The organism is Halorutilus salinus (genome assembly GCF_026242195.1).
GTDB classification, from domain to species: domain Archaea; phylum Halobacteriota; class Halobacteria; order Halobacteriales; family Halorutilaceae; genus Halorutilus; species Halorutilus salinus.
The window spans coordinates 110,583-134,263 of sequence record NZ_RKLV01000004.1; the positions used below are offsets into that span (position 1 = coordinate 110,583).

Sequence of the window (23,681 nt, forward strand, 5' to 3'; positions counted from 1 at the left end):
GGCTTGCATGTTAAGAAATATATCTCTGTTAATACTCATTATTAACAAAGCTCTATTAGATAATAACGCTTATAAGCTGGTAGGCTGTTCCTACGCATATGAAGACCACGAGAAGAAACCTTCTCAAGACGGGTGCGGGTCTCGGATCAGCGGGTGCCCTGTCGGGGTGTCTCAACACCGCCGACCCTGCCGGAGCCGGAGCCAGTAGCGGTGACCGAGGTTTCGAAGGATACGCCGCGTTCTTCGCCCTCTGGGACTGGAGCGAGCAGGTCACAGGAGACCTCGCAAGCTTCGAAAACGCCGTCGACACCGGCGAAATGGGTCACGGATGGTCCCCACCGGGCAACATCGTGCGCGATATCGCCGACTCGGAAGCCTTCGTCTACCTCGACACCCCCGAGTTCAGATGGGCACAGGACGCCGCCACCCAGATAAGCAACGACCACGACGACGTCGTGGTCATCGACGCGATGCGGGGTATGGAGGGACAGCTCCTCAACTGGGATGTAGAGACGGACGACGACAAGACCCCCGACTACGACCATGACTTCGGGAGGGACGTAGCGGTTGAGAAGTTCAACATCTACGACGTCCGCACAGGGGAAGAGCCCGCTGTCTGGCACATAGACCACTGGCACGGCAGTCCTCCGGACGTACCCCTGAACGGGTCCGTCTACCTCAAAGGTGCCTTTGAGGACGACGAAGGGCGCGTCGTGCCCCTCGGCGAACAGGGCTTCACGTTCGGGGCTTCGGTCAGGGACGGTTCCGAGGATGTCCTGTCTTTCGAACCCGACGGCGACCGTATCGGACTACACGGAGAGGAGACCGGAAGGGCTAGTATAGCGTTCGAACTACGGCACGAGGGAGACGTAGTCTGGGACACGAGCAGTGACCTCACGCCTGTCTCGGTGCTCGAGGAGGTAGAGAAGGAGGGAGCGTCCAGGGCAAAAGACCCACACTTCTGGGTCGACCCCGTCCTCGGTCAAGACGGCGTGGACAACATCACCGAGGGCCTCACAGAAGCCGACCCGGAGAACGAGGCTGTCTACGAGGAAAACGCCGCCGAGTACAAGGAAGAACTCGCGGGTGTCGACGAGGCTTTCGAGGAACTCACAGAGGAGGCGGAACTCGACGTCGGCGTCTTCGTCGGTCACAACTCGTACCAGTACGTCGAAAACAGGTACGGGTTCGAACTCCACACCCCTGTAGGAGTCTCACCCGACGAACAGGTTCGGTCGGAGGACGTCGCGAGGTCAATTGAAGTCGTCGAGGAACACGGCATAGAAACCGTTCTGTACGACCCGTTCGAGACGACCGACCCGGCAGGCGACACGATCCCCAACGGGGCACGCGTCATACTCGAAAACACTGACGCGACCGACACAGCACCCCTGACACCTGCCTCAGGTACGACGCGCGAGTGGCAGGAAAGGGACTACGGATGGGTCGAGATGATGACAGAGATAAATATTCCGTCGCTTGAACGGGCATTAAAAGCGTGATAGGGAACAGGGGAGTTTGGTCTATGGGTGGTCTCGTATGACCGTCGTCACCCTCGACGGAGTGAGTTTCAGCTACGAAGAAACACTCGCTGTGTGCGACATAACCTTCGAGATAGAGGAAGGCGAGTTCCTGGGTCTCGTCGGACCCAACGGGAGCGGTAAGACGACACTCCTGCGGATAATGCTCGGTCTTTTAGAGCCTGACGAGGGCGAAGCGACCCTGTTCGGTGAGACGGCACACCTCTTTGAGGAAGGCGCGCGCATAGGCTACGTCTCGCAGGAGTCGACCGACCGCGGTGGCATCATGCCTGTCACGGTCGGTGAGGCTGTCCGTATGGGGCGTTTCGCCGCCGCGGGACGCCGTCTCAGCGACGAGGACCACCGAGCCGTCGCCGACGCTCTCGAAAAGGTCGGTATAGCAGACCTCGCCGACCGCCCTGTGGGCGCGCTGTCGGGCGGACAGAAACAGCGCGCCTACATCGCACGCGCACTCGCATCGGACGCCGACCTCCTCGCCCTTGACGAGCCGGCCGTCGGCGTCGATGCCGAATCACGCGAGGAGTTCTACGGTCTCCTTGGCAGCCTCAACGGTGAAGGTATCACCGTTGTTCTGATAGAACACGACATAGGCGTCGTGACCGAACACGCCGACCGTATCGCGTGTGTCGACGTGGAGCTCTACCACCACGGCGACACGGAGTCGTTCATGAAAAGCGGTGCTCTTGAACAGGCGTACGGCGAGAAAAAAAGGGTTCTACGCCAAAGCCACTGAACCATGTCGGCAAGAAACACGGTGCGAAGGCTACGCTCGGCACTCCCGAGCAGACACGCCGCAGAGATAGCGGCTCTCGTCGTCACGGGCTTGCTCGCGGTCGTGATGCTCGGATTTGTCGTACTCTACTGGCTACAGGACGTGCCCGGATTCGGCGTCGCGTACGAGGGGTACCGCGAACTCGGGCTCGGGATGGACGCTGCCCTCGGAACCAACGTCTTTTCATACCCTTTCATGTGGCAGTCGATAGCTACCGGCGTCTTCATCGGCGTCGTCGCCCCCCTCGTGGGTAGCTTTCTTGTCCACAGACAGATGGCTCTGATAGGCGAGACGCTGGCACACACCGCATTCGCGGGTGTCGCGTTCGGCTTACTGTTCGCCGGTCTGTTCGGCTTCGGGGGTTCGCCGCTACTCGCCGCACTCATCGTGAGTACCGTCGGTGCTCTCGGGGTCAACTGGCTCACCAAACACACCGACTCCTACGGCGACGTGCCTATCGCCGTCGTCCTGTCGGGTAGCTTCGCGGTAGCGACGCTCGTCATCACCTACGGGCGTGGGCAGACGGGTATAGACATAGAGGGATACCTCTTCGGCGACATAGCCATAGTCACCGCGGGAAGTGCGCGCCTCATGGCTGTCCTCACAGTCTGCGTTGTGGGTGTCGTCGTCTGGTTCTACAAGGAACTCGTATTTACGACGTTTGATGAACAGGCGGCGCGTGTCGCTCGCTTAGACGTAGACAGGTACAACACACTCCTTGTCGTTGTGACCGCGGTCGTCGTCGTCGGTTCGATGCAGATACTCGGTGTCATACTCGTCGCTGGCATGCTCGTCATCCCTGTCGCTGCGGCGTCGCAGGTATCGAGGAGCTTCCGCGAGACGGTTTATGTCTCTATAATCTTCGGTCAGGCTTCGGTGGTCGCGGGGTTCGCCTTCGCTGTGGCCGCCGGTATGCCGTCGGGAGGCTCGATAATCGTGATGACCGTGATACTCTACGTAGCCTCGGTTCTATCACCCGACTGACTTAGCATTATTTCTTTAGCAGGCTCAAAAAAACACGACGGATCACACAAAGAAATCCCGGAGCAGTTGAAAAAGGCTTCGCTGCTCAGTAAAACCCCGTCTCTGACAGCTGATGTATCCGGGGGGTTTGATTACACCCGGTTTGAACCTTTTGTTACTAAGCTATAGAGTAGATATAATACATATTATTAAAAGAAAGCCAAATCATAATATCTTTAAGTAGAAAAGGTGTACCAGGTACTGTAATGCCACGGAAAGGAGACGCACAACCCGGTTGTAGAGCTTTCAAGGCAGGAGTGGTACTGATTCTTCTTGCGATAGCCGGAATGGCTTTCGCAGGCACAGCCGTCGCACAGGAGCAGGTTCCCCCTGAGGACGCCGAAGGTGTCGAGCTGTTAGCCGAGACAGGCATCGACAACGAACACGCGTGCCTCCACGGTGACTTCGATGACCGTACCCCGCTCACAGGGGGTTCCTCTGTCGAAGACGCGCCCACTGTTGATGAGACACACGATGTCTGGAACGTGACTTACGACGGCGACGGAGGGTACGTCAACTTCGACGCTGAGGCACACGACCATGACGGACCGTTCGTGTTCTACACCGACAGCGGCACAGCCGAACCCAAGGACGAGGAAGTCCTCGAAAGGGGCGAAGTTACCTGTGAAGAACTCGGGCTCGATGAGTACGTCAAGGTGGGATTTCCTCAGGACGGAACCAATAGCCTCCTCCTAACAGAAGGCGGTCACGGAGAGGACGGCGATCATGACCATGGAGATGAGGAAGACGGAGAAGTGAGCAAGTTCGAGATAGACAATCACCAAACCGGCGAGATGATCGCGAGTGTTCACGGCGACCACTGGCATGGTGGTAACCCTAAGATAGAACAAGGCGGATTCATGCCGGTCGGCGCGAACATAGAGGACGCTGATGGTAACGAGATAGATCTTAGTGGCGATCACCACAGCATCAACGCCAGGCTAGCTGAAGGAGCAGATGAAAGCATCGTCTCGCTCGATGGACACGGTGACCACGTACGCATAGACGGGGATGAACAAGGCAGCGTCGGTGTTGTCTTCCAGCTTCTCCACGACGGAAACGTTGAGTACGAAACCCCGCCGATAGATGTTGAGGTCGGAAACCACGACAACAGAGTGTCGTACGGGGTTGAGCACGAACTTGTCATTGACACAGAGGAAAACGTGACATTAGGTGAAGACCTCGCTCGTGCGACTACCTCAGGCGTGTGTGAAGGTCTCGGAAATATGACAGAGCTTCCGGACGGATGGAACTGTGAGGCCCAGACATCCACCGATATAGGTGCTCACGGAGCCGACCCCGGCACCGAACTCAACCACTACCATGCCTCCGTGCACCACGGGTTCGAGAACGAAAATGATGCGAACGACCTTTGGGTAGACCTCTACGATAACAACGTAGTCCACGAGGAGTGGGTCGGAGCTTTCGACAACACGCTTGAGTCGGAGCTCAACGCACCCGTCAAGGACGGTACACCGTTCCTGTTAGGTGAAATAGAGAGCGAAGGTACTGAGGTCGGGTACGAGCTTCTCGTCGATACTGAACAGAATGTCACGCTTGGCGACGAACTGAACGCCAGTATGGAGTCGGCGGTATGTGAAGGGTTCGACCGCCACGGCTCCATCGACGCGCCCGAGAGCTGGGGAGAAGAGTGGCAGAACCTTTCTCCACCCGCAGGCTGGGACTGTTCCGAGCAGACTGAGGTCGGAGTAACGAGTCACGGAGCCGACCCCGGCACCGAAGTCGACCACTTCCACCCACACGTCACTCTGGAGTTCGAGACAGAAGCCGCCGCAGAGGATGTGAAATGGTTCACAATCCTGTCCCACAGATCCGTTGACGACACGCTCCGCGAGAGTATCGAGGACTCCTTGCTCGATGAATACGGCACGGCAGTCCTTGAACCCGGCCCGTATACACTCGGCGCGTTTGAGGTTGTTGAGGATGACCACGAAGACGGAGGAGTAAGTACGTTCGAGATAGACAATCACCAAACCGGCGAGATGATCGCGAGTGTTCACGGCGACCACTGGCACGGCAGTACTCCTGAGATAGAAGAAGGTGGTTTCATGCCTGTCGGCGCGAACATAGAGGACGCTGACGGTAACGAGATAGATCTTAGTGGCGATCACCACAGCATCAACGCCAGGCTGGCTGAAGGGGCAGATGAAGGCGTCGTCTCGCTCGATGGACACGGAAACCACGTACGCTTAGACGGGGTTGAGGAAGGCACCACCGAGATTGCCTTCCAGCTTCTCCACGACGGAAACGTTGAGTACGAAACCCCGCCGATAGATGTTGAGGTCAGCGGGGATGGAGAAGACGGAGAAGGAATTTCGGACGAAAATCCGTTCGGTGATTCGAACGGCGATCCGCTCGGAGAGCTACAGGTGGTCGATCGTCTGACCGACTGGACTGACGACCAACAGATAGACGGACAGAGCTACGGTGAGCTAGAAATCATCGAGTCCATCACGGACTGGAACGACGCCAGGTAGCTGTTTAGGTAAAAGACACGGTAACGGAGAGACGGACACGCAAACGCAGACTGTCTCGGTGAGCAATAGCGACGGAGGCGGAGGATGTAGCGCGTCACTCGTCGCGTCCAGCTTCAGACGTTCGATGTTTCTCGCCGTCGTAGGGGGTGAGATAGCTTCCGTGGTCGGCGTCTCTCTCGCGTACGTCTACGGCGTCGCTGCGGGAGGTTCGATAGTGGTCGCCGCGATAGCTGTCTACGCATCCGTCTTCGTCCTACGGAGCGGAGCAGAAAAGAAATCGAAAATCTACTCCGTCTTCCGTACTGAAGAGAGGAAAGAGGTAGAGGGGGTAAGCGCGGACGGCGGCGAAAGGTAGGGTCGGGATACGGCGGGAGGTATAGCGTTGCGACGGTCAGTCCAGGGGTGCTGGCTGTATCAGTATCCGGAGTGTATTATATAATCAGTATTATCTGAAAGGGCAGATTTATTATGTTTCCGGATATATTAGCAAACATGGCACATATACACCTAGGCGAAGGCTCATTCCCGCTCTGGGCGCTGGCACTCTGGACGGCATTCGGAGTTGGACTGGTAGGCTTGGTCGTGTACAGGATACGGAAAGGAGGAATAAAGACTCACCACATAGCACTCGCCGGTATCGGTGCCGCGGCGAGTTTCGCTGTCTTCCAGCTCAACCTGCCTGTGTGGGGTGGCATCCATATGAACCTAACCGGTCTGGTTGGGATCCTCACAGGACCTCTGCTCGGTACCCTCATAGCACTGGTTGTAAACGTCTTCTCTGCCGCCCTCGGGCACGGCGCTGTTGGGCTGTTAGGCGCAAATACCCTCGTCAACGCCACGGAGGCTATAGCGGCATACTACGTGTTCAAGACGCTACTCAGTATGGACTGGGATGTCTTTCCCGCCAGTGCAGGTGCCGCAACTATCGGACTATCGTTGGGTGCGGTACTCATGGGCGGGATAATAGTCATAAGCGGTGTCAACGGCAGCGCTCTCCCCCGTGGCGACCTCGCGTTTGCGGTCGCAGGTCTCGTAGGTCTTAACCTCGGTGTCGCGGTCATCGAAGGAATACTGACGGGGTTTGTGGTGCAGTTCCTCGTTTCGGTCCGTCCGGATCTTATCGAGATGGTGGACAGAAGAGCCACGGAGGATGAGCCGGCAGGGGTGAGTGCCTGATGGAAAGATGGAAGCAGTACAGCGGTCTCGCCGCCGTTTTCGCCGTAGCTGTAGCCGCCGGGCTGTGGGGTTTCAGGGCTACAGGCGGGTCTCTTCCGTGGGCGAAACGATCCGCGAGGGCTCTCCAGCGCGGTATCGAGGAGGGCGGAGGATCTCTGATAGACATCGGTAGGGGGATAATCATAGCTGGTCCGATACGGAAAGGTGGGATGGTACTTGAGTTCGCCGCACTCGTGGTTCTGTTGGTAGCGGTCGGCATAGGTCTGTACATCTACGCAGAGAGGTACCAAGCTGCGGAAGATGAGACGGCATAACAGATGGCTACGCTCTCGAACCACGTTCCCGACCCGCGCCTGATAACGGCGTACTCAGAACACCGCGACAGCCCTGTTCACCGTATAAATCCGTGGACGAAGTTCGGTGTCATAGGTGCGCTTGTGATAGCCGTAACCGTAGCGAAGTCCCTACCCGTCCTCGCGGGTCTTTACTTAGCCACACTCGTCTTCTACGGTGTCGCGGGTCTGCCATACCGTCGTCTGGGTCTTTGGTACACCTTACCTCTGCTTTTCGTCGTGGCTGTCGCGGGACCTTTAGCCTTTCTTGAACCCGGTACGCCCATCGGTGGCTCTGTGGGTACACCTATCGGGGATCTGTCGGTTACCTGGGAGGGTGCGGCTCTTTTTGCGGAGCTTTCGTGTCGGTCTTTGACCGTCGTCAGTTTCGCACTGACCACGACCATGACGACGAAGTACGCGGATATAGCATACATACTCGGTACGGTACTTCCCCGTCCTGTCGACCAGGTGGCTCTTCTGACATACAGGTTTACCTTCGTGATGGTCGAGACATTAGAGGATCTCGTCAAGTCGGTGCTGTCCCGTGGGGCGACCCTATCTGAGTTCTGGTCGAACCGCCGGACGTACGCACGGATACTGGGTATGACCCTGCTCACGGCTATCGAGAGGTCCGAGAGGCTGGTTAAATCGATGGAAGCCCGAGGCTACAACGGAGACATAACCCTGTACGGCGACGTCCCGAGACCTCCGTTGCGTGAGGTGGTTGCGTTAGCCGGGTGCTACGTTGCGGTTGTCGGGTATGCAGTCGTGGTCGTATATGAGGTGGTTCCCGTATGAGCGGAAAGAAAGACGAAACGCCGCTGGTAGATCTTAGGTGTGGCGCACATACCTACCCCGACGGCACCGTCGGTATGCACGACGCGGAGTTTCAGGTATACCCCGATGAGGTGGTCGCGTTGGTCGGTGCCAACGGTGCAGGGAAGTCCACCCTGATGGAGCATCTAAACGCGACGCTCGTGCCCGACGACGGTGAACTCCTCGTCAAGGGGACACCGATCGACGAGGACAACAAGTCCTTAGCCAGAAAGGAGGTCGGCTTCGTATTCCAGGATCCTGACACACAGCTCGTCGCACCGACGGTACTCGATGATGTCATGTTCGGTCTCCAGAACTACGGTGTCCCCGATGAGGAGGCACGGGAGAAGGCGAAGGAGGCTCTTTCGACGGTAGACGCTGGTCATCTAAAGGATCGTATTCCTCATTACCTTAGCGGGGGTGAAAAGAGGCTGGTCGGACTAGCCGGTGTACTTGTTCTTGACCCCAGCGTTATCGTACTTGACGAACCGCTCGCGGGACTGGACCCCGAGAGGTCGCGTCTGATAATAGAACGCATAAGAGATGTCCATGAAGACGGCGTCAGCGTCGTTCTTTCGACACACGACCTCGACTTCGCCGCCGAGATAGCCGATAGGGTCTGTGTGATGGAAGACGGTAACGTGGTCGGAAGAGGAACCCCGAGAGAGGTGTTCTACAACGACGGCTTACTCAGGAGGGCGAACCTCCATCCACCGACCGCGGTTCGTGTGGCTCGTGACGCCGGTGTCGGTAAAGAAATGAAGCCGGTCACAGAGGATGAGCTGGTAGAGGTACTGGAAGGAGAACCCGGACTCGGTATGACCGGTACAGAAGTCCTTCAGGCAGATTCGGCTGACGGCGGCGAGGACGGGTAGGTTCCGGTACCCGCTCTGACGAAGATACTGTCCGTTCTACCGAAGGTTTCGCCGAACCGTAAAACGAAATTTTAGTCTTGCGAAGGTATAAACAGCACCGTTTCTTTGTACGTGTATGGACGTAGTGCAGGCAAGCAACAGGTGCGAGTCGGTGCTCGACTCGATCTCGCAGGCTGTCATCGCCGACCGTGGGTTCATGGAGGACGTGATACTGGGTGTTCTTTCGCAGGGTCACGTTCTCCTTGAAGACGTGCCGGGTACGGGTAAGACGCTGACGGCGGCGAGCTTCGCCGACGCCCTCGGTCTGTCGTTCAAACGCGTACAGTTCACGCCCGACCTGCTTCCCGCCGACATAACGGGGACGCATATATTCAACGAGCGCAAGCAGAGGTTCGAGTTCAACAAGGGACCTATCTTCGCCAACATCGTCCTCGCCGACGAGATAAACCGTGCGCCCCCCAAGACGCAGGCGGCTTTGCTCGAAGCGATGGGTGAGGAGCAGGTTACTGTCGACGGTGAGACGCGCCAGCTTCCCGAACCCTTCTTCGTGATAGCCACACAGAACCCCGTGGAGCAGGAAGGTACGTTCCCTCTACCTGAGGCGCAGATGGACAGGTTCACAATAGAGACGAGCCTCGGGTATCCGAGCTACGACGGGGAGGTGGAGATAATAAGCCGGCGTGCATCGCGCGAGGACAAGAGTCCGTCGGTCGAACGCGTCTGTACCGACGAGATGGTTCAGGAGCTTCAGCAGGTACCTGAGACGATACATATGAAGGAGGAGGTTATGGAGTACCTCGTACAGGTCGCGCGTGCGACACGCGACGACCCGCGTGTCAAGACGGGTGTCTCGCCGCGTGGTACACAGCGTCTGTTCGAGGTGGCGAGGGCGCGCGCCGTCCTGCGCGGTAGAAACTTCGCTAAGCCGAACGATATCAAGGATGTCTCTTACGCCGTGCTGGCGCACCGTATCGTTCTGAACGCAGACGCCAAGGTCGACAACGTAGAGAAGGAGGACGTTATCGACGATATACTAGACGAGATCGAGGTTCCGACGGTCGTTAGTCAGGGGCGCAGGTAGTCAACGGTGTAGGAATACGACGAGAAGGACGACGGAGACGAGGAGAAAGACGACGGCTTCGAGCGAACTCGAACCTACGCTGTAACCCTGCGAGACGTAGACTGCGCCCGCGGCGACGCCTCCCATTAGGAGAGCGCCGAAGCCGTGAACCGTCTCGTTCCAGAAGGTGCGCGCGTCGCGTCCGACCTGCCGTCCCAGAGAGACGCTGTTCTCGCCGAGATCCCAGACGAGAGCCGCGGCGACCGTAGCGGTGAGTACCTGTACGGCGCTTCCGTACTCCATACCCGCGCTCAGTACGGGACCAAGGAAGACGAGCCAGCACGCTATCTTGGTGAATCTGCGCGAACCCGAACCGCGCAGGGGTGCGACGCCGAGAGCGGCGAGGAACGTCCCTACGAGACCGGGTGCGACGACGGCGAGATGTAGCTGTTCGGAGGCGACGGTTGCGCCGTACGCTGTGCCGCCTCCCGCACCCGCGAGTCCCGTGAGGGCGACGAGTATACCAAGCCCACGCGACCGCGACCGTGCGGCGACGACGCCGAGCGTGAAGACGACCAACCCCGCGCCCGCGACCGCGACCGCAAGACGGAGCGGCGTCGTCTGTGCGACGGCTACGGTTCCCGCGACACCGGCGACGACGGCGAGAACGCCGCTAACGACCGTCGGACGTTCGGTCACCGTGACCACTGCTCCCGTGTATGCGCGAGAACCTTTGCGAGAGGTAGCTCAACGTCCCAGTCGACGACGGGTATGTCAGCCTGTCGGAGGTCGCTAAGACGGCTCTCGCGCTCTACCTGCGCGAGCTTCCGCCCCGGAGAGCCGTCGGTGGTCACGTCGGGGCTTACAACGCTGACGGCGTTGCCGCGCGCGTCGATACGCCGCGCCTTCTCAACCATGGCATCGTCGGCGAGAGGCGACAGGAAGATGACCTGCGTGTCCGAATCAAGACGTTTACGCAGACGGCGGAACTGCTCCTCGTCGGGCGAACGACGCGGCGGTGAGGGGACGAGAGCCGGGCTTTTGGTGAGGATCTGACGCGCCCTCGTACGGTGCTCGTCGCCCGTCGAGGGGGGGAGCCAGACATCCTCACGTCCTACCACCGCGAGACCCACGCTGTCACGGCTACCGAGGAGCGACTCGAAGAGCTGGTCAGCGGCGAAGACGCTGTACGTGACAGCGCTCGGCTCGTTATCACCCGAAGCGACGTACGCCTGCTTGCGCGCGTCGATTACGAGCAGAACCTTCGCCGAACGTTCCTCGCGGAACTCAAGCGTTATGAGTTCGCCCGACTGCGCCCTCCGTTTCCAGTCGATACGGCTTATCGAGTCGCCGGGCTGGTACTCGCGTGTTCCGTGGAACTCGACGCCGCTTCCGCCCTCGTCGGTCAGGACGCGCCCCGTGTACTGGCTCGCCTGCTTACGGAGTTCAACGTCGTCGATATCGGCGGCGCACTCTATAACAGTCTCGTCGAACGCCGTCGTCTCAACCTCTACGGAGCCGCTCAGGTTGCGCGCCACGACGGTCGCAGGGACGAACGAATGCCTGCCGCGTTTTGCGACGACCTCGTAGGAGAACGTCGTCGAGCCACCCGGACGGAGCGCCGTGGCGGCACGGGGCGTTCCGCTCACGACCGAAAGCGTCGGGGGCACGCCGTCTACGAAACGGAGGTCGGTCAGGAAGCCGCTCTCGTTCCGCACCGTCGTCTCCACACGGACGACGTCCTCGTGACCCGGAGAGTCGTCGCTGACGGTGCGCTCAACGGTGAGGTCTACGGTCGGTTCGCCCGCGAGACGCGGGTAGGCGGCGTATCCAACCCAGACGGCGGCGGTAAGGAGTATAAGAGGACGGTTTGCGATTACGCCTGCGCCGCCCGCGAAAAGGGCGAGCGCCGACATACCGCGCCACCGACGCGTCGTGTGTACGTCGCGCTCCGTCTCGTCCTCAGTCTCTTCCTCAGCCATCGTCTTCCTCCCTGACCGTCTCGTCCTCCCGCATGACGGCGTACACCTCGTCGACCGTACGCTCCACGGCTGTCTCGAACGGCGAACCGCCGTAGGCGACCTGTAGACGTGTCAGGAGGGGGAGTTTAGGCGCGTCCGAACCACCGAGGAAGGAGGACGCGTACCTGTCCGCCGTCCATCCGCCCCCATCGACCCGGTTTTCGGCTTCGTAACGCGAGCAGTTACGTGTGCTTGCGACGACATCGACACCGGCTTCGCGCACCCTCTCACGTATCTCGTCCTTCGCTTCGCCCGACCGCCATCCACGCGCCTCTGTGACGAGTTCGTCGAAGTCGTCGCCCGGTGCGGGCACCGCCTGCGCACCCTCGGCGTCGGGTGTCTCCGCCTGACGGACGGTTCCTGCGCGCCCTTGGTACGCGAAGATCAGACCGAAGAGTACGGCGACACCCGCGATACCCGCGACGAGGAAGTAGTCGTTACCGACGGTGACGCGGAGACGGTCGACGAACCCGAACGAGTCTGCGAGAGACGGCTGGAGGAGAAAGACGCCACCGACGGCTACGGTACCGGCTCCGAGTAGGAATACGAGCGCCTTCGCACCGATCCGTACGACTGTCTTCCTCTTCATACGGCTTCTCTACCCTTCGACTTGATACGTTCTATGGCTTCCTTTGCACTGCGTTCCTCCTCGCGCGTAACCTCCTTCCCACCGTACAACGTCTCCTCGAAAAGGCGTGTCAGCTCGGAGACGGCGTCCGGGTCGTACCCCATCTCTATAGCCTCCTCTGCGAACTCCTGAGGCGTCTTGGTCATCGGTTCCTCGACCTCGGTTAGCTCGACCATCTCCCACCACGACTCGTAGACATCGTTCGAGGTGTCGACGTCGTAATGTATGTCGGCGGCTCCGGGTCCGGCTCCGTCCGCGAAACGGCGTCTGTAGACGACGTATCCGAGACCCGCGGCGACGAGAGCGCCGAGTGTTCCGAGTATGTAGACGAGGTTGTTCATGATCGTAGCCCAGAGACGGTCCCAGAACGTGACCTGTAGGCTCTCCGAACCCCCGCCTCCCCCGCCGCCCTTCGACTCCTTCGGCGTACCTTCCGTCTGCTCCGTGCCCGCGTCCGTCTCACCGCCTTCAGACGGTGTGCGCTTGGCGCTACCGCCGCCGCCCCCGCCGTCGCCTTCCGCCTCCGGCTGGTTTTCCTCCGTGGGTATGAAGCTCGTGTCCATAACGTCGCTCGGCTCCGTCTCGACGGCGTCGAGGGACGTAGATGCGACTCCGACGGCGAGTATGCACGCGATAGCGACCACCGTCGTGACGGGTCCCTGAAGATTCACTACGTTAGAGTACTCAGAACGTGAACTTATGCTTTCTGGCAAAACGCCTATCTGTCCGACGAGTGTCTGACGCTGACGGCGACGCCGCGCGACGAGCGCCGCATCTCGTCGTCGTGCATACGCGCGCGTCCGACGCCCACGGCACTCGGTCCCTCGAAAAGAACGTCGTCGCCGACACGTATACCGTCGTCCGCGTCGACGACACCCGGCGCGAGGACGCTTCCCTCCGGCGAGAAGTCGTCTATCTCGACGTGCGAAGCGCCGAGTTCGCGCGCGCCCTCGACGGATACGGCAAGCGTACCGTACCCCGGCGTGAGCGTGGCGAGATGTTCGTCGTCGGATTCGCGCACGAGACGGAGGCGCGGCAGACGCCCCTCGACGTACGCGTCGTTGAGGATGTCGCCCGCTCCGCGACCGAACTGGTAGTCGGCGGTCGCGCGGACGTAGGCGCGTTTCTCGTCACTGCGCGTGACGCCCTCCTCGCCGTCGAGAGCCTCACGGAGAGCGTCGAGCGACTCGTCGTCCGTAGGATGCGCGCCGTCGGGTACCGTTCGTTCGACATCCACACCCGTCTCGCCGACGGCTTGTTCGACGACATCGCCGTACCCCTGTTCCTCGACGTGCGCCACGATACGGTCGTACGTGTTCTCGCGCAGGTAGTCGGCGAGAACGCCGCCGACGAACTCTACCTCGGTCGGCGTCCACCGTCCCGTTACGGGCGTGTCGTAATGCGCCGCAGGGTAGACGTTTTCGAGTCCACGCGGGACGACGCCGAGGGGGGAGGTGACGACGACCTCGTGGGCGCGTCGGCTTATCGCGTCACGGAAGTCGGAGTGGGAACGCGACTGAGAGTAAGGCTTCCCTGCGGAACACGGCAGGAGGACGGCGGTGTCGCCGCGGGGCGCGCGGTAACGCTCGACGACGCGGCGCGCGAAACGGCGTATCTCAGCGCGGTCGAGAGACTCGGCGGAGTTTGTCGCCGTGTCGGTACGGCGCGCGACGGGTGCGCGTCTCTCCGTGTACTCGGTTCCGTCGAGGAGACGGACAGCCTCGACCTGCCACCGCGACGCGCGCATCTGCCCCTCGACGTAGTCGCGAAGGCGTCCGTTACGTATACGGTCACGTACGTTTGCGAGTTCGGCGCGTAGGGCGTTGACGTTATGGCGCGCTATCTCGTCGCGTCCGAGTTCGTCGGGAGACGCGCCGGCGCAGACGTTACACGCGCACGGGAGTTCGCCGAGTTCTTCGGTTCCGACCTCAAGCTCACGCGTCATGTACGTCCCGCCTTTTCCTGAGACGACGGCGTGATCCTCGTCGAAGACGTCGAATCCGAGGTAGGCGAGCGTCGCTACGTTACGCGGCGTCGCCGAGGCAGGTAGGAAAAGCGCCGAGTCGGGTTCGAGAGTCCCGCGCGCCCTCTTGACGGCGTCGACGATATCGCGCGAGCTACCGCCGCGGACACCCGTGAGGACGTAGACGTCGTGACCCGACGGTTCGGGCTTCTCGGCGCTCACAACGGCGGCGGTCGGGAAGTCGCGTTCGGACGGCGAGGGCTGTTTCTCATCGACGACCTCCGACGGCGTTCCGGGCGGAGCGGCGCGGTGCGGGAGGACGGTGACCTTCGACGCGTCGCCCTCCGTGGGCGCGTCGCGTTCGTCGCTCCACAGGCTCCCGTAGTCTTCGAGTACATCGCCGACGAGGGCGGGCGTCGTACGTGGCTCATCGAGACGGAGTTCGCCGAGACGTGCCGTACCGTCACGGTCGACGACCTCAAAGTAACGCGTCATCCGTACACCTCCGTCCGTACGCCTTTGTCACGCAGAGAGTCGAGACGTGGATGCGTCCATCCGGGGTGTTCGAGCGTCACCGTCGCGTCGGGGTTGAGCGACACGAGACGTTCGACGCCGCGTAAGGCGCTGTCGACGGCGTCGTCGTCGGGGTCTTCGGGCGTCTCGGCGTTGAGCGGGTACGTCTCTGCGAGTTCGAGAGGGAAGGGTCCGAAGGGCGGACGCAGGAGGAGCGGATCACGTCCGCGCGCCCTTCCCGCCGTAACGAGTGTATCGTCTCCGAGTTCGAGACGGTCGAGACGTTGGTGATGGCGGACGACCTCAGGACGGCGCGGGTTGCCGAGGTAGAAGAACGACGACTTCGAAGCCGGGTCGTACCTTTCGACAGTCTCGGCGTGCGCTCCGAGTCGGCGTAGACCGTCGAGTAGGTCGGGATGGGCACGGCAACGCGTCTCGACGAGTTCGAGAAGGTTTCCGGCGCGAACCGCCTCGCGCACGCGGCGCATCTCGGCGAACGACACGTTGAGGTTGTGCTGTGCGAGAGCCTCGAAGCCAAGCTTATCCCCACTCGCGCCGCGACAGACGGAACAGGCACACGGTAGTTCGTCGAGGTCGTCCACCTGAACCGTTCCTTCGGGCGTCATGTACCGCCCTTCCTCGGCGTACAGAGCGTAGGCGGCGGAGTCGAAAAGGTCGCATCCAACCGCGACTGCGAGCGCAAAGACCATGGGATGCCCCGCGCCGAAGAGATGGACGGGTGCGTCAGCGCCCAAGCCGCGTTTTGCGGCGACGACGGTATCCACGAGGTCACCGAAACGGTAGTCGGACATGAGAGGGACGACGGCACCCACGGGGTAGACGTCCGCTCCGGCAGTGTAAGCCTCACGCGCCGACCGTTCGCGCAGGTCGTCGTAGGTGCTTCCCTGTACCGGAGCGTTCAGGGCGGGCGCGTCGCCGTAGCCCTCGTAGAGTTCCACAGCCTCACGCACGCGTTCGGCGGTCGTTTCGACATCCCCCTCAGCCGTTTCGCGCGCCGCATCGGGCGGCGTCGGCACGTCGAGCGGTGTCGCTATATCCGTACCGATACGGCGCTGGAACCCCAGTATCTCGCGGTTCGAGACATCGACCTCGTCGTCACCGTAGACGCTCATCTGGTACGAACCCGAGTCCGTGACAACGACGCCGTCGAACCCCTCACCGACGACCGAACGGACACCGTCCTTGACAGCCTCGTCGTGCGAATCTCCGGTGTAGATGATGTACGAGTTGGTGATAACGATATCCGCCTCCGACAGGTCGGGCTTGTGCAGATGAGGGTTAACGACGGGCATGAGCGCGGGGGTCGTTACCGTCCTCCCGCCCAGCTCCAAGCTTCCGACGCGCCCCATCGCATCCTTCGCATCTATCTCGAATCTACTCATTACATCGGGTTCGTCGCACCGCCGTTTGTAGCTTGTGAAACGCAAGCTTTTCGACGGGGACGCTCATACGAACCCACGAGCCGAGGTAGCCTAGCCTGGCCAAGGCGCGCGCCTGGAAAGCGTGTGGCGTCAAGCCTCGAGGGTTCAAATCCCTCCCTCGGCGTCTTACGCAACAGTTTAACCCTCAAATAAACTAAGCATCTTCTGCTCTGTAGGATCACTAGACGTAGCGGGAATGGAGCGATTTTAGTGAGAGTGAAGCGACGGGTTGGTTATGGAAAGCAACATACGCCGCTTCACAGAGAGGTGCGTACGGCTAGCTAAAAGTATTGTCTCGAAGCGGAGCTTCGAGGCTCGTGAACTTCGTTCACGATGTCGATGATGCGAGCGAACCCGCCGTATTCAGAAATCAAAGATTTCTGGATGTACGCAAATCTCCGATTTGCGACAACCCCCGTGGGGGAGGCGGGTTCGCGGAGTGGGCGATGGTGTCGCTTCACTGTCTACGTCTGCACATGGAGAAGTCTTACCGAACGAGCATAGACTACCTGAAGGAGATGCCACGAATAACAGGGGAGATCGGTCTCGATACGACCGATCTCCCACACTACACGACCTTCTGTGACTGGTTCGGCGAAATCAAGATGAGGGTGATACGTCTACTCCTCCGGCTGTCTTCGCCCGAGAAAAACGAAAGAAGAGTGGCTATTGACAGCACCGGCTTCGACCGAGACAGAGCTAGCAAACACTACTGTCAGCGTGCCAACTACACCGTAAGGTCGCTCAAAGTCACCGTACTCGTTGACGTTGACACCCTATCCGTTGTTGATCTGCACTGTACAACCTCGAAGAAGCACGATACTCAGATAGGTGAACAGGTCGTGAAGAGAAACCTCGAAAAGATGACCTCCGTAGCCGCCGACAAGGGCTACGACTGGAAGAAGCTACGGGACGAACTCCGCTCACGCGGAGTCCGTCCCTTGCTCAAACACCGTGAGTTCACGCACCTCGACAAGGCTCACAACAGCCGGATGAACGATGACGACTACAACCAACGCTGGATGTCCGAAACAGCCTTCTCTTCAATAAAACGCACTCTTGGTAACGCTGTTCGGGCGAGGCTATGGCACCGTGAGTTTAGAGAGATGATTCTCAAAGCCGCTGTCTACAACATCAAAAAATCCGCGGAATCATGATTTCCAACGCCCTATAGCGATCCTACAGGGCACTTCGATAAAACGCACTCTCGGTAACGCTGTTCGGGCGAGGCTGTGGCATCGTGAATTCAGAGAAACAATCCTCAGATCAGCTGTTTATAACATCAAAAGATCCGTGGAATCATGAATTCAAATGCCTTGTGGCGATCCTATAGGGCAGCGTGTTGTAATAGAGCCTAACTGGGCGAACCGGGGTCAGCAACTCACTTCAGATGTCCGCCGGGTCCAAGGCTGTTCCTACGCCGTCCGTATGAACTACCGTTTGAACGACTTAACGAAGGATGTACCGCCTAATAGACCCATGAACAATCCCATGACGGCTACCGTAAGCGGCGTCTTCGTCGTCTCGTTCTTGAGGAACGCCTCCTCCGGCGACTCGGGGTTGACGTACGCCTCAGTCGTCGCTTCCGTCCCGTACCCCTCCAAGACGGACTCGGCTTCCTCGCGCGTCCCGTAGTCGGGTGTTACGGTCGCCGGAAACAGGTTCTCCGAAACGTACCTCTCGCCCTCGTACGTGTACCTGAAACGGACGTCAGGGTCGTACTCCGTCCCTCCGCGTCTCTTGGAGACCTCCGTTACCTCCGTCTCTGTTACTGTCGCTTCGACCGTAACCGCGTTCTCGACCGCCGTCGACTGACCGACGTAGTCGTACGCGCCGACGCCCGCGATCCCCAAACCTACCACGAGAACAGCCAAGGCGACCAACGAACTAACCTTGTCCCCGACCGATACACGCGCCATCTCTACCTCGGAATCCCGTCCCTCTCGCGTCTTCTCCACTCCGCAAGCCTGTTCAGAGGTTCGTCGGAAGCTTCGCCGAGCGAAACGCGTGTGTTGTCCGAACTACAGCTCAACGAGCCGTCGTTCGGTACCTGTTCGGTATCCGTCCTTCTCCTGTGCGTCTCTTTCTCCATGTGGTCAAGAATACGTCCTCGGAGTATATACGTGACGTAAGCTCAAACGCCCGTTTGGGTTAACGAAACGTCCGCCCGTTTTCAGGGCCAGAGTCCGCGTTCCTCGTACGCCTTTCCGAGGCGTCTGAGGGCGACGGCGTAGCACGCGTCGCGCCACGATGCTCCGTCGAGCCTTCCGTACTCCTCGACTGCGTCCTGCCACGACGCGTTCATCTCTTCTTCGAGTTCACGTATCACCTTTTCGAGGGGCCATTTTCTGCGGTTGCGTCCGCGGAGCCATTCGAAGTAGGAGGCTGTCACGCCGCCCGCGTTTGCGAGTATGTCGGGTATGACAGGGACGCCGCGTTCGTTCAGTATACCGTCGCCCTCGGAGGTCGTGGGCCCGTTCGCACCCTCGACGACGATATCCGCCTGAACACGGTCGGCGTTATCCGCGGTTATGACACCGCCTACCGCCGCGGGGATCAGAACGTCGACATCGAGCGTCAGTAGCTCGCCGTTCGTGACAACCGGTGCATCGTACCTGGTGACAGCGCCCGGATTCTCGTTGTACGAAGGTATCTCGTGCGTCGGCAGACCGTCGGGGTCGTACACGCCGCCCTCTGCGTCGGAGACGGCGACGACGTTAGCGCCCGCGTCGTCGAGATGGCGCGCCGCGTTCGCGCCCACGCTACCGTACCCCTGCACCGCCACCGTAACGTCCTCAACGTCGTTTCCGTAGTATTCGAGCGCGCGTTGCGTGACCACGGAGACACCGACACCGGGTGCCTCCTCCCTACCGTGTATACCTCCGACATCCGGCGACTTTCCCGTCACGATACCCCGGACGGTTTCGTCCTCGTAGACGCTGTAGGTGTCCATTATCCAAGACATCGTCCGCGCGTTCGTCCCCATGTCGGGCGCGGGTATGTCGAAGTTGGTGCCTATGTAACGCCTGAGGCTCTTCGTCAGTCTACGTGTGAGACGTTCGTGTTCTTCGTCCGATAGCTCGCGCGGGTCGATCTTCACGCCGCCTTTTGCGCCGCCGAAAGGCACGTCTGCGACTGCGCATTTGAACGTCATCCACATACCGAGACCCGTCGCCTCGTCACGTGTCACATGAGGCGAGTAACGTAGACCTCCCTTGTACGGACCTCGCACGTCGTCGTGCTGGACACGGTACGCCTCAACCATCTCAACGGTTCCGTCGTCGCGCTCGAAAGGCATCGTCATCCTGTGCGTCCTCTGGGGATGCTTCAGACGCCGGACGACGGTTTCGTCTACGTCGACGTAGCCCGCGGCGTTCTCTAACTGCCGCGTTGCGCGTTCTGTCGCGGTTTCGGTCATGACCGAAGTTACGGACGCCGGCGTATCAATCCTGTGAAGGCGCGAACCCGACGCCTTCGTCCACGATACCCTCGGGTGCGTCGTGTTCGAACTTTCTGCCTTCGACGGTTTCCACGTCGAAACGGTAGACGACGAACTCCGTGTTCTCGACGAAAGAGCCGGACTCGTGTAGCACCGTAAACTCGGCGTTGTTGGAGAACGCCTCGTAACACGCTGTCTCGTCGTCCACCTCTACCAGACCGCCTCTGACGACGACGCTGTCCGCCTCGCCGTCCTCCTCCATACCGTGGACGACGAGTGTCGCGGTTTCGGTGTCGTTGACCCACCGTCTCTTACGGCTATCCGACGCGTAACCGAGCATTATACAGAAGAGACCTTCGTCGGCTTCGTAGCCGTACGAAACGGGGATCGAGTACGCCTCGTCCCCGCGAGCCAGTGAAAGAACAGCCGTTCCGTGGTCGTTCAGGAAGGCGTCGCGCTCCTCCTTCGACATACGCATAACGTCGAGGAGGGCGTCACTCCCACTGTCACCCGCCGTATCATCCATCGGGTTAGTTACCGTACCCGGAGGAATATACCTTCCGACGCGGTGCATGGCGTCAGAGTATTAAGACGCGCGCGACAAACCCGACCATGGAACACGTCTTACTCCCTCTCGACGCCTCGGAACAGGCGCGTAAAGCCTTCGAATGGGCGGTCAGCCATCTCGACGCCGACGAAGCCCGTCTTACGCTCCTACACGTGACGCGTCCCGGCGACCCCGGACATCTACCCGGTGCATCCGTAGCCCTCTCACCCGGAGACGACGGCTACGCCGAGGCTGTCGCCGACGAGTACCTCGGTGGCTTCGCGGACGAGGCGGAGGAACGCGGCTTCGGAGCCGAGAAGGCGCACGCAGTCGGCGAACCCGCGCGCGAGATAGTCACGTACGCCGATGAGAACCCGATCGACCGCGTCGTTATGGGAAGCCACGGACGTACCGGCGCTTCGCGCGTACTCCTCGGAAGCGTCGCCGAGAACGTGACACGGCGGTCGCCCACGCCCGTCACCGTCGTGCGTTGAGGTTTCCAAAGACGTATATCCTCGCACCGCTTACCGCCACCGATGACCGACCCCGAGAACCCCACCTGCGCGTCGTGCGGCAGGTCGGTTCCGGAGGACTCGCTCGAATGCCCCGAATGCGGCAACTACCCCGCGTTCGAGATACGTAAGCTCGGCGCGGCGGTCGTCTTCGCGGGTTCACTCCTCACACAGCTATACCTCTACTTCGGTCTCGTAATCATAATCATCGGTCTTCTCGTCGTCTCGACAAGCGTCTTCGCACCCGTCAAGCCGACAGACTACGAATACGAGTTCGAGTTCATCGGCGGTTAGGGCTTCACCCGTCGGATTTATTACGGTCGGTAACTATGAACCTCAACAGATGCCGCAGACAAGCCACGACGGAGCCGTAAGGACGCCGAAAGAATCCGTCCGTGCGTGTTCTGAGCCAACGGGGGCGTCGGCTTGAGCTTCGAGGCGTTCCCCGGCGGTGCCATGGGGTTCGTAGCCGTCCTGATCTTCGGACTCGCCGTCGCCGTCGTCGTCGCGCGTAGGTTCCTCGGAGACACCGAGTAACCCGCGCCGTCCGTTACCGATCCGTCATCGCCTTTCGTAAGAACACTTCCTGAGAAACCTTCCTTAGACACCCTAAGGGTCCTTCGTTATCACTCCCCAACGATCCGTCTCTACCGCCCTCAACGATCCATCATTATCATTCCGACGATCCGCTCTTATCACGTTTGATAACTCTCGATCCATCTTCACCTGTCTTCACTCGCCGTCGGGACGGTGGCTCCACGACGGCGCGGAGCCGTACAGACGGTCGTCGGACTCCTCGGTGTACGGCATACCGTCGGGTTCCTCTACGAGTTCGACGTATCCGCCCCACGGCGTCCGGAAGAAGACGTACCGCATACCCGCGGTCGGTCCTGAGCCGTTCGTACGGGGTTGGTCGAGAACCGTCGCGTCGTCGCGTGCCTCGACCGCCGCCGTGGCTTCGTCTACGTCATCGACCTGTATACCGATATGCGTCGCGCCGGTGTCCGAAAGACGCGGTGTTTCGCCGTCGGCGTCGGGGGCGTCCCACTCGAAAAGTTCGAGGTTGGCGGTCGGACCTAAACGGAGCATGGCGAGCGAGGCGGTCGCGTCGGGATGAACACCGAGTCTGCGTTCCATCGCGTCGCCGTCGTCGCCGAAAGGTCCTTTGCGGTACAGTTCGCGTGCTCCGAGACAGTCGGTGAAGAAGCCCACGGCTTCGTCGAGGTCGGGTACGGTAACGCCGATATGGTGGACGTTCGTCGCCGTCGGGAGAGGTGTCGGGTCGTCCGTCATACCTTCGTCTCTCGCCCTCCCGACAAAACGGTTGCGTATCCTCTCCCTCTACGCGCACCCTCTATTATCAGATACGATAAACTCGGACTGTCTCTTATGAGGTACGCTAAACAAGGTCGTAATACATGAGTAACAGTAAGTCCGGGGCTACCTTGGACACATCTGCTCCTGACACAGATACGGCTGAGACGGAGGACGCCGAAGGGGCTTTTATATGGAAGCCGACGTCGGTCTTCGACCGTCTCTTAATCGGCGTCTACACGGCGGTTCGCGGCAACCTCCGTTACGTTGCCGTAGCCGCCGTAGCCGTCGTGGTGGTCAGCAACGTCTCCGTCGCCGTCGCGGGTATGTTCCTCAGCCCGTTGGTCGGCGTCTTCACGCTCGTCTCGCTCATACCCGCTTTACTCGTCGCCGTCTACGTCTGGGAGTCGAACCCACTCGACAGGACGTTCTCGTTCGGCGTCGCTTCATCGTACGTCCTCGGCGTCCTCTTCTGTGGTCTGGCGTACGTCCTCAACACGGCGGCGCAGTCGTGGTTCGTCGCACTCCCTGCGGGAACCGCGCTGTTCTTCTTCCTGTTCGTCGGACCCGTTGAGGAGACGGTGAAGCTAACAGCCGTCTACCTGAGCGGGTACGACTCGCGTCTTTTCCGCGGCGCTATCGACGGCGCGGCGTACGGTGCGTTCGCCGCACTCGGCTTCGCCACCGCCGAGAACGCGCTCTACATTGTCGGCGACGGTATCTTCACCACGTCGCCGTTCCTCGGTACACTCGTCGCACGCGCAGGCGTCGGTCCCGCACATGTCATCTGGTCGGCGATCGCGGGCTACTTCCTCGGTCTTGCGAAGACGACGCCCGACTACACCGTACCCGTCGTCCTCAAGGGCGTGATCATCGCCACCGCCCTCCACGCGACGTACAACATGTTCGTGACCTACAGGGGCGCGCTCGCCGAGAGCATCGCCGTCTCGGTTCCCGTTAGCACAGCCTCGACGGTGGTCTACGCCGTCTTCCTCCTGACGTTCTACATCGGGATCTGGCTCCTACTCGAACGCCTCGTCCGTCGGTACAGACGCGCCTACGCCGAACACGGGCTTCCCGTACCCGAAGATCCGGAGCCATCGACAGACGACGACAACGACACACCGTCGCCCCTCGCGTCGACGGCTATCGGCACCCTCGTCTCCCTCCTGCGCTGACGCGGAGACGCAGAGCGTATATACCGCC

25 protein-coding genes, 1 tRNA gene and 1 pseudogene are annotated in these 23,681 nt (G+C 60.3%); 16 read left to right on the forward strand and 11 right to left on the reverse strand.

Going from position 1 to position 23,681, the window contains the following annotated elements; all coding sequences use genetic code 11:
• The first annotated feature begins 98 nt into the window (after nucleotides 1-98).
• From EGH25_RS05165 to EGH25_RS05210, 10 genes are all read left to right on the forward strand, one after another.
• A complete protein-coding gene (locus EGH25_RS05165; RefSeq protein WP_266086581.1) occupies nucleotides 99-1,502 on the forward strand; it encodes a metal ABC transporter solute-binding protein, Zn/Mn family in 1,404 nt (467 codons plus the stop codon).
• Between the two features lie 37 nt (nucleotides 1,503-1,539).
• The gene (locus EGH25_RS05170) at nucleotides 1,540-2,274 is read left to right on the forward strand and encodes a metal ABC transporter ATP-binding protein (protein ID WP_266086582.1); all 735 of its coding nucleotides are present in this window, start codon (nucleotides 1,540-1,542) and stop codon (nucleotides 2,272-2,274) included.
• 3 nt (nucleotides 2,275-2,277) lie between these two features.
• The gene (locus EGH25_RS05175) at nucleotides 2,278-3,297 is read left to right on the forward strand and encodes a metal ABC transporter permease (RefSeq protein ID WP_266086583.1); all 1,020 of its coding nucleotides are present in this window, start codon (nucleotides 2,278-2,280) and stop codon (nucleotides 3,295-3,297) included.
• Between the two features lie 296 nt (nucleotides 3,298-3,593).
• Nucleotides 3,594-5,834, forward strand: coding sequence for a hypothetical protein (locus EGH25_RS05180; RefSeq protein WP_266086584.1), 2,241 nt, complete (start codon nucleotides 3,594-3,596; stop codon nucleotides 5,832-5,834).
• 58 nt (nucleotides 5,835-5,892) lie between these two features.
• Nucleotides 5,893-6,189, forward strand: coding sequence for an ABC transporter permease family protein (locus EGH25_RS05185; protein ID WP_266086585.1), 297 nt, complete (start codon nucleotides 5,893-5,895; stop codon nucleotides 6,187-6,189).
• A 137-nt stretch (nucleotides 6,190-6,326) separates the two neighbouring features.
• Nucleotides 6,327-7,010, forward strand: coding sequence for an energy-coupling factor ABC transporter permease (locus tag EGH25_RS05190; RefSeq protein WP_266086586.1), 684 nt, complete (start codon nucleotides 6,327-6,329; stop codon nucleotides 7,008-7,010).
• Nucleotides 7,010-7,324: a cobalamin transport operon protein gene (locus EGH25_RS05195; protein ID WP_266086587.1), complete on the forward strand. Its 315-nt coding sequence runs from the start codon at nucleotides 7,010-7,012 to the stop codon at nucleotides 7,322-7,324. Before EGH25_RS05190 ends, EGH25_RS05195 begins: the two co-directional genes overlap by 1 nt.
• Nucleotides 7,325-7,327: 3 nt before the next feature.
• Complete coding sequence (locus EGH25_RS05200) at nucleotides 7,328-8,143, forward strand: energy-coupling factor transporter transmembrane component T family protein (RefSeq protein ID WP_266086588.1); 816 nt, start codon at nucleotides 7,328-7,330, stop codon at nucleotides 8,141-8,143.
• A complete protein-coding gene (locus tag EGH25_RS05205) occupies nucleotides 8,140-9,036 on the forward strand; it encodes an energy-coupling factor ABC transporter ATP-binding protein (RefSeq protein WP_266086589.1) in 897 nt (298 codons plus the stop codon). Before EGH25_RS05200 ends, EGH25_RS05205 begins: the two co-directional genes overlap by 4 nt.
• 115 nt (nucleotides 9,037-9,151) lie before the next feature.
• Complete coding sequence (locus EGH25_RS05210; protein ID WP_266086590.1) at nucleotides 9,152-10,117, forward strand: AAA family ATPase; 966 nt, start codon at nucleotides 9,152-9,154, stop codon at nucleotides 10,115-10,117.
• Here the strand turns inward: EGH25_RS05210 and EGH25_RS05215 are convergent, their stop codons facing one another.
• Genes EGH25_RS05215 through tgtA form a run of 6 tightly spaced genes read right to left on the reverse strand, consistent with a single transcriptional unit; the run spans nucleotide 10,118 to nucleotide 16,624 of the window.
• Nucleotides 10,118-10,795: a DUF7519 family protein gene (locus EGH25_RS05215; RefSeq protein WP_266086591.1), complete on the reverse strand. Its 678-nt coding sequence runs from the start codon at nucleotides 10,793-10,795 to the stop codon at nucleotides 10,118-10,120.
• On the reverse strand, nucleotides 10,792-12,078 hold the full coding sequence (locus EGH25_RS05220) for a DUF58 domain-containing protein (RefSeq protein ID WP_266086592.1): 1,287 nt from the start codon (nucleotides 12,076-12,078) through the stop codon (nucleotides 10,792-10,794). Before EGH25_RS05220 ends, EGH25_RS05215 begins: the two co-directional genes overlap by 4 nt.
• Nucleotides 12,071-12,706, reverse strand: coding sequence for a DUF7269 family protein (locus EGH25_RS05225; protein ID WP_266086593.1), 636 nt, complete (start codon nucleotides 12,704-12,706; stop codon nucleotides 12,071-12,073). Before EGH25_RS05225 ends, EGH25_RS05220 begins: the two co-directional genes overlap by 8 nt.
• Nucleotides 12,703-13,416, reverse strand: a complete 714-nt coding sequence (locus EGH25_RS12105) for a DUF4129 domain-containing protein (protein WP_266086594.1) — start codon at nucleotides 13,414-13,416, stop codon at nucleotides 12,703-12,705. Before EGH25_RS12105 ends, EGH25_RS05225 begins: the two co-directional genes overlap by 4 nt.
• Nucleotides 13,417-13,463: 47 nt before the next feature.
• Nucleotides 13,464-15,203 carry an archaeosine synthase subunit alpha gene (arcS, locus tag EGH25_RS05235; RefSeq protein WP_266086595.1) on the reverse strand — a complete coding sequence of 580 codons (1,740 nt, stop codon included), beginning with the start codon at nucleotides 15,201-15,203 and terminating at the stop codon, nucleotides 13,464-13,466.
• Nucleotides 15,200-16,624, reverse strand: coding sequence for a tRNA guanosine(15) transglycosylase TgtA (gene tgtA, locus EGH25_RS05240; protein ID WP_266086596.1), 1,425 nt, complete (start codon nucleotides 16,622-16,624; stop codon nucleotides 15,200-15,202). The genes arcS and tgtA overlap by 4 nt, the downstream gene beginning before the upstream one ends.
• A 79-nt stretch (nucleotides 16,625-16,703) precedes the next feature.
• Here tgtA and EGH25_RS05245 point away from each other — a divergent pair.
• The 3 genes and pseudogenes from EGH25_RS05245 to EGH25_RS12370 all read left to right on the forward strand — a co-directional run.
• Nucleotides 16,704-16,787, forward strand: a tRNA-Ser gene (locus EGH25_RS05245).
• A gap of 193 nt (nucleotides 16,788-16,980) precedes the next feature.
• A complete protein-coding gene (locus EGH25_RS05250) occupies nucleotides 16,981-17,820 on the forward strand; it encodes an IS5 family transposase (protein ID WP_338071875.1) in 840 nt (279 codons plus the stop codon).
• 34 nt (nucleotides 17,821-17,854) lie between these two features.
• Nucleotides 17,855-17,968: pseudogene (locus EGH25_RS12370) on the forward strand (IS5/IS1182 family transposase); the annotation flags it as partial.
• 128 nt (nucleotides 17,969-18,096) lie between these two features.
• Here the strand turns inward: EGH25_RS12370 and EGH25_RS05260 are convergent.
• The 4 genes from EGH25_RS05260 to EGH25_RS05275 all read right to left on the reverse strand — a co-directional run bounded on the left by EGH25_RS05260 (nucleotide 18,097) and on the right by EGH25_RS05275 (nucleotide 20,628).
• Nucleotides 18,097-18,582: a DUF3592 domain-containing protein gene (locus EGH25_RS05260; protein WP_266086597.1), complete on the reverse strand. Its 486-nt coding sequence runs from the start codon at nucleotides 18,580-18,582 to the stop codon at nucleotides 18,097-18,099.
• Nucleotides 18,583-18,584: 2 nt separating this feature from the next.
• Nucleotides 18,585-18,755 (reverse strand): hypothetical protein, encoded by a 171-nt coding sequence (locus tag EGH25_RS05265; protein WP_266086598.1) that lies wholly within the window; start codon nucleotides 18,753-18,755, stop codon nucleotides 18,585-18,587.
• Nucleotides 18,756-18,836: 81 nt separating this feature from the next.
• Nucleotides 18,837-20,081: a glutamate dehydrogenase GdhB gene (gene gdhB / locus EGH25_RS05270; protein WP_266086599.1), complete on the reverse strand. Its 1,245-nt coding sequence runs from the start codon at nucleotides 20,079-20,081 to the stop codon at nucleotides 18,837-18,839.
• 25 nt (nucleotides 20,082-20,106) lie between these two features.
• Complete coding sequence (locus tag EGH25_RS05275) at nucleotides 20,107-20,628, reverse strand: pyridoxamine 5'-phosphate oxidase family protein (RefSeq protein ID WP_266086600.1); 522 nt, start codon at nucleotides 20,626-20,628, stop codon at nucleotides 20,107-20,109.
• Between the two features lie 86 nt (nucleotides 20,629-20,714).
• Here EGH25_RS05275 and EGH25_RS05280 point away from each other — a divergent pair, with 86 nt between their 5' ends.
• Together EGH25_RS05280 and EGH25_RS05285 are read left to right on the forward strand one after the other, a co-directional pair.
• Nucleotides 20,715-21,143, forward strand: a complete 429-nt coding sequence (locus EGH25_RS05280; RefSeq protein WP_266086601.1) for a universal stress protein — start codon at nucleotides 20,715-20,717, stop codon at nucleotides 21,141-21,143.
• 42 nt (nucleotides 21,144-21,185) lie between these two features.
• Entirely contained in the window at nucleotides 21,186-21,455 is a 270-nt protein-coding gene (locus tag EGH25_RS05285; RefSeq protein ID WP_266086602.1) for an FmdB family zinc ribbon protein, read from the forward strand.
• A gap of 438 nt (nucleotides 21,456-21,893) precedes the next feature.
• Here the strand turns inward: EGH25_RS05285 and EGH25_RS05290 are convergent, their stop codons facing one another.
• The gene (locus EGH25_RS05290) at nucleotides 21,894-22,454 is read right to left on the reverse strand and encodes a VOC family protein (RefSeq protein WP_266086603.1); all 561 of its coding nucleotides are present in this window, start codon (nucleotides 22,452-22,454) and stop codon (nucleotides 21,894-21,896) included.
• A 125-nt stretch (nucleotides 22,455-22,579) separates the two neighbouring features.
• On the opposite strand from EGH25_RS05290, the gene EGH25_RS05295 reads away from it, so the two are divergent.
• Nucleotides 22,580-23,653 carry a PrsW family intramembrane metalloprotease gene (locus tag EGH25_RS05295; RefSeq protein ID WP_266086604.1) on the forward strand — a complete coding sequence of 358 codons (1,074 nt, stop codon included), beginning with the start codon at nucleotides 22,580-22,582 and terminating at the stop codon, nucleotides 23,651-23,653.
• Nucleotides 23,654-23,681 lie beyond the last annotated feature (28 nt).

Bases quoted from the DNA above. Each gene is read 5' to 3' on its own strand.
- EGH25_RS05200 (WP_266086588.1), top strand. From the start codon at position 7,328: ATGGCTACGCTCTCGAACCACGTTCCCGACCCGCGCCTGATAACGGCG.
- EGH25_RS05225 (WP_266086593.1), bottom strand. From the start codon at position 12,706: ATGAAGAGGAAGACAGTCGTACGGATCGGTGCGAAGGCGCTCGTATTC.
- EGH25_RS05265 (WP_266086598.1), bottom strand. From the start codon at position 18,755: ATGGAGAAAGAGACGCACAGGAGAAGGACGGATACCGAACAGGTACCG.
- tgtA (WP_266086596.1), bottom strand. From the start codon at position 16,624: ATGAGTAGATTCGAGATAGATGCGAAGGATGCGATGGGGCGCGTCGGA.
- EGH25_RS05260 (WP_266086597.1), bottom strand. From the start codon at position 18,582: ATGGCGCGTGTATCGGTCGGGGACAAGGTTAGTTCGTTGGTCGCCTTG.
- EGH25_RS05295 (WP_266086604.1), top strand. From the start codon at position 22,580: ATGAGTAACAGTAAGTCCGGGGCTACCTTGGACACATCTGCTCCTGAC.
- EGH25_RS05165 (WP_266086581.1), top strand. From the start codon at position 99: ATGAAGACCACGAGAAGAAACCTTCTCAAGACGGGTGCGGGTCTCGGA.
- EGH25_RS05290 (WP_266086603.1), bottom strand. From the start codon at position 22,454: ATGACGGACGACCCGACACCTCTCCCGACGGCGACGAACGTCCACCAT.
- EGH25_RS05280 (WP_266086601.1), top strand. From the start codon at position 20,715: ATGGAACACGTCTTACTCCCTCTCGACGCCTCGGAACAGGCGCGTAAA.
- gdhB (WP_266086599.1), bottom strand. From the start codon at position 20,081: ATGACCGAAACCGCGACAGAACGCGCAACGCGGCAGTTAGAGAACGCC.
- EGH25_RS05220 (WP_266086592.1), bottom strand. From the start codon at position 12,078: ATGGCTGAGGAAGAGACTGAGGACGAGACGGAGCGCGACGTACACACG.
- EGH25_RS05195 (WP_266086587.1), top strand. From the start codon at position 7,010: ATGGAAAGATGGAAGCAGTACAGCGGTCTCGCCGCCGTTTTCGCCGTA.
- arcS (WP_266086595.1), bottom strand. From the start codon at position 15,203: ATGACGCGTTACTTTGAGGTCGTCGACCGTGACGGTACGGCACGTCTC.
- EGH25_RS05170 (WP_266086582.1), top strand. From the start codon at position 1,540: ATGACCGTCGTCACCCTCGACGGAGTGAGTTTCAGCTACGAAGAAACA.
- EGH25_RS05175 (WP_266086583.1), top strand. From the start codon at position 2,278: ATGTCGGCAAGAAACACGGTGCGAAGGCTACGCTCGGCACTCCCGAGC.
- EGH25_RS05285 (WP_266086602.1), top strand. From the start codon at position 21,186: ATGACCGACCCCGAGAACCCCACCTGCGCGTCGTGCGGCAGGTCGGTT.
- EGH25_RS05205 (WP_266086589.1), top strand. From the start codon at position 8,140: ATGAGCGGAAAGAAAGACGAAACGCCGCTGGTAGATCTTAGGTGTGGC.
- EGH25_RS05210 (WP_266086590.1), top strand. From the start codon at position 9,152: ATGGACGTAGTGCAGGCAAGCAACAGGTGCGAGTCGGTGCTCGACTCG.
- EGH25_RS05275 (WP_266086600.1), bottom strand. From the start codon at position 20,628: ATGGATGATACGGCGGGTGACAGTGGGAGTGACGCCCTCCTCGACGTT.
- EGH25_RS05190 (WP_266086586.1), top strand. From the start codon at position 6,327: ATGGCACATATACACCTAGGCGAAGGCTCATTCCCGCTCTGGGCGCTG.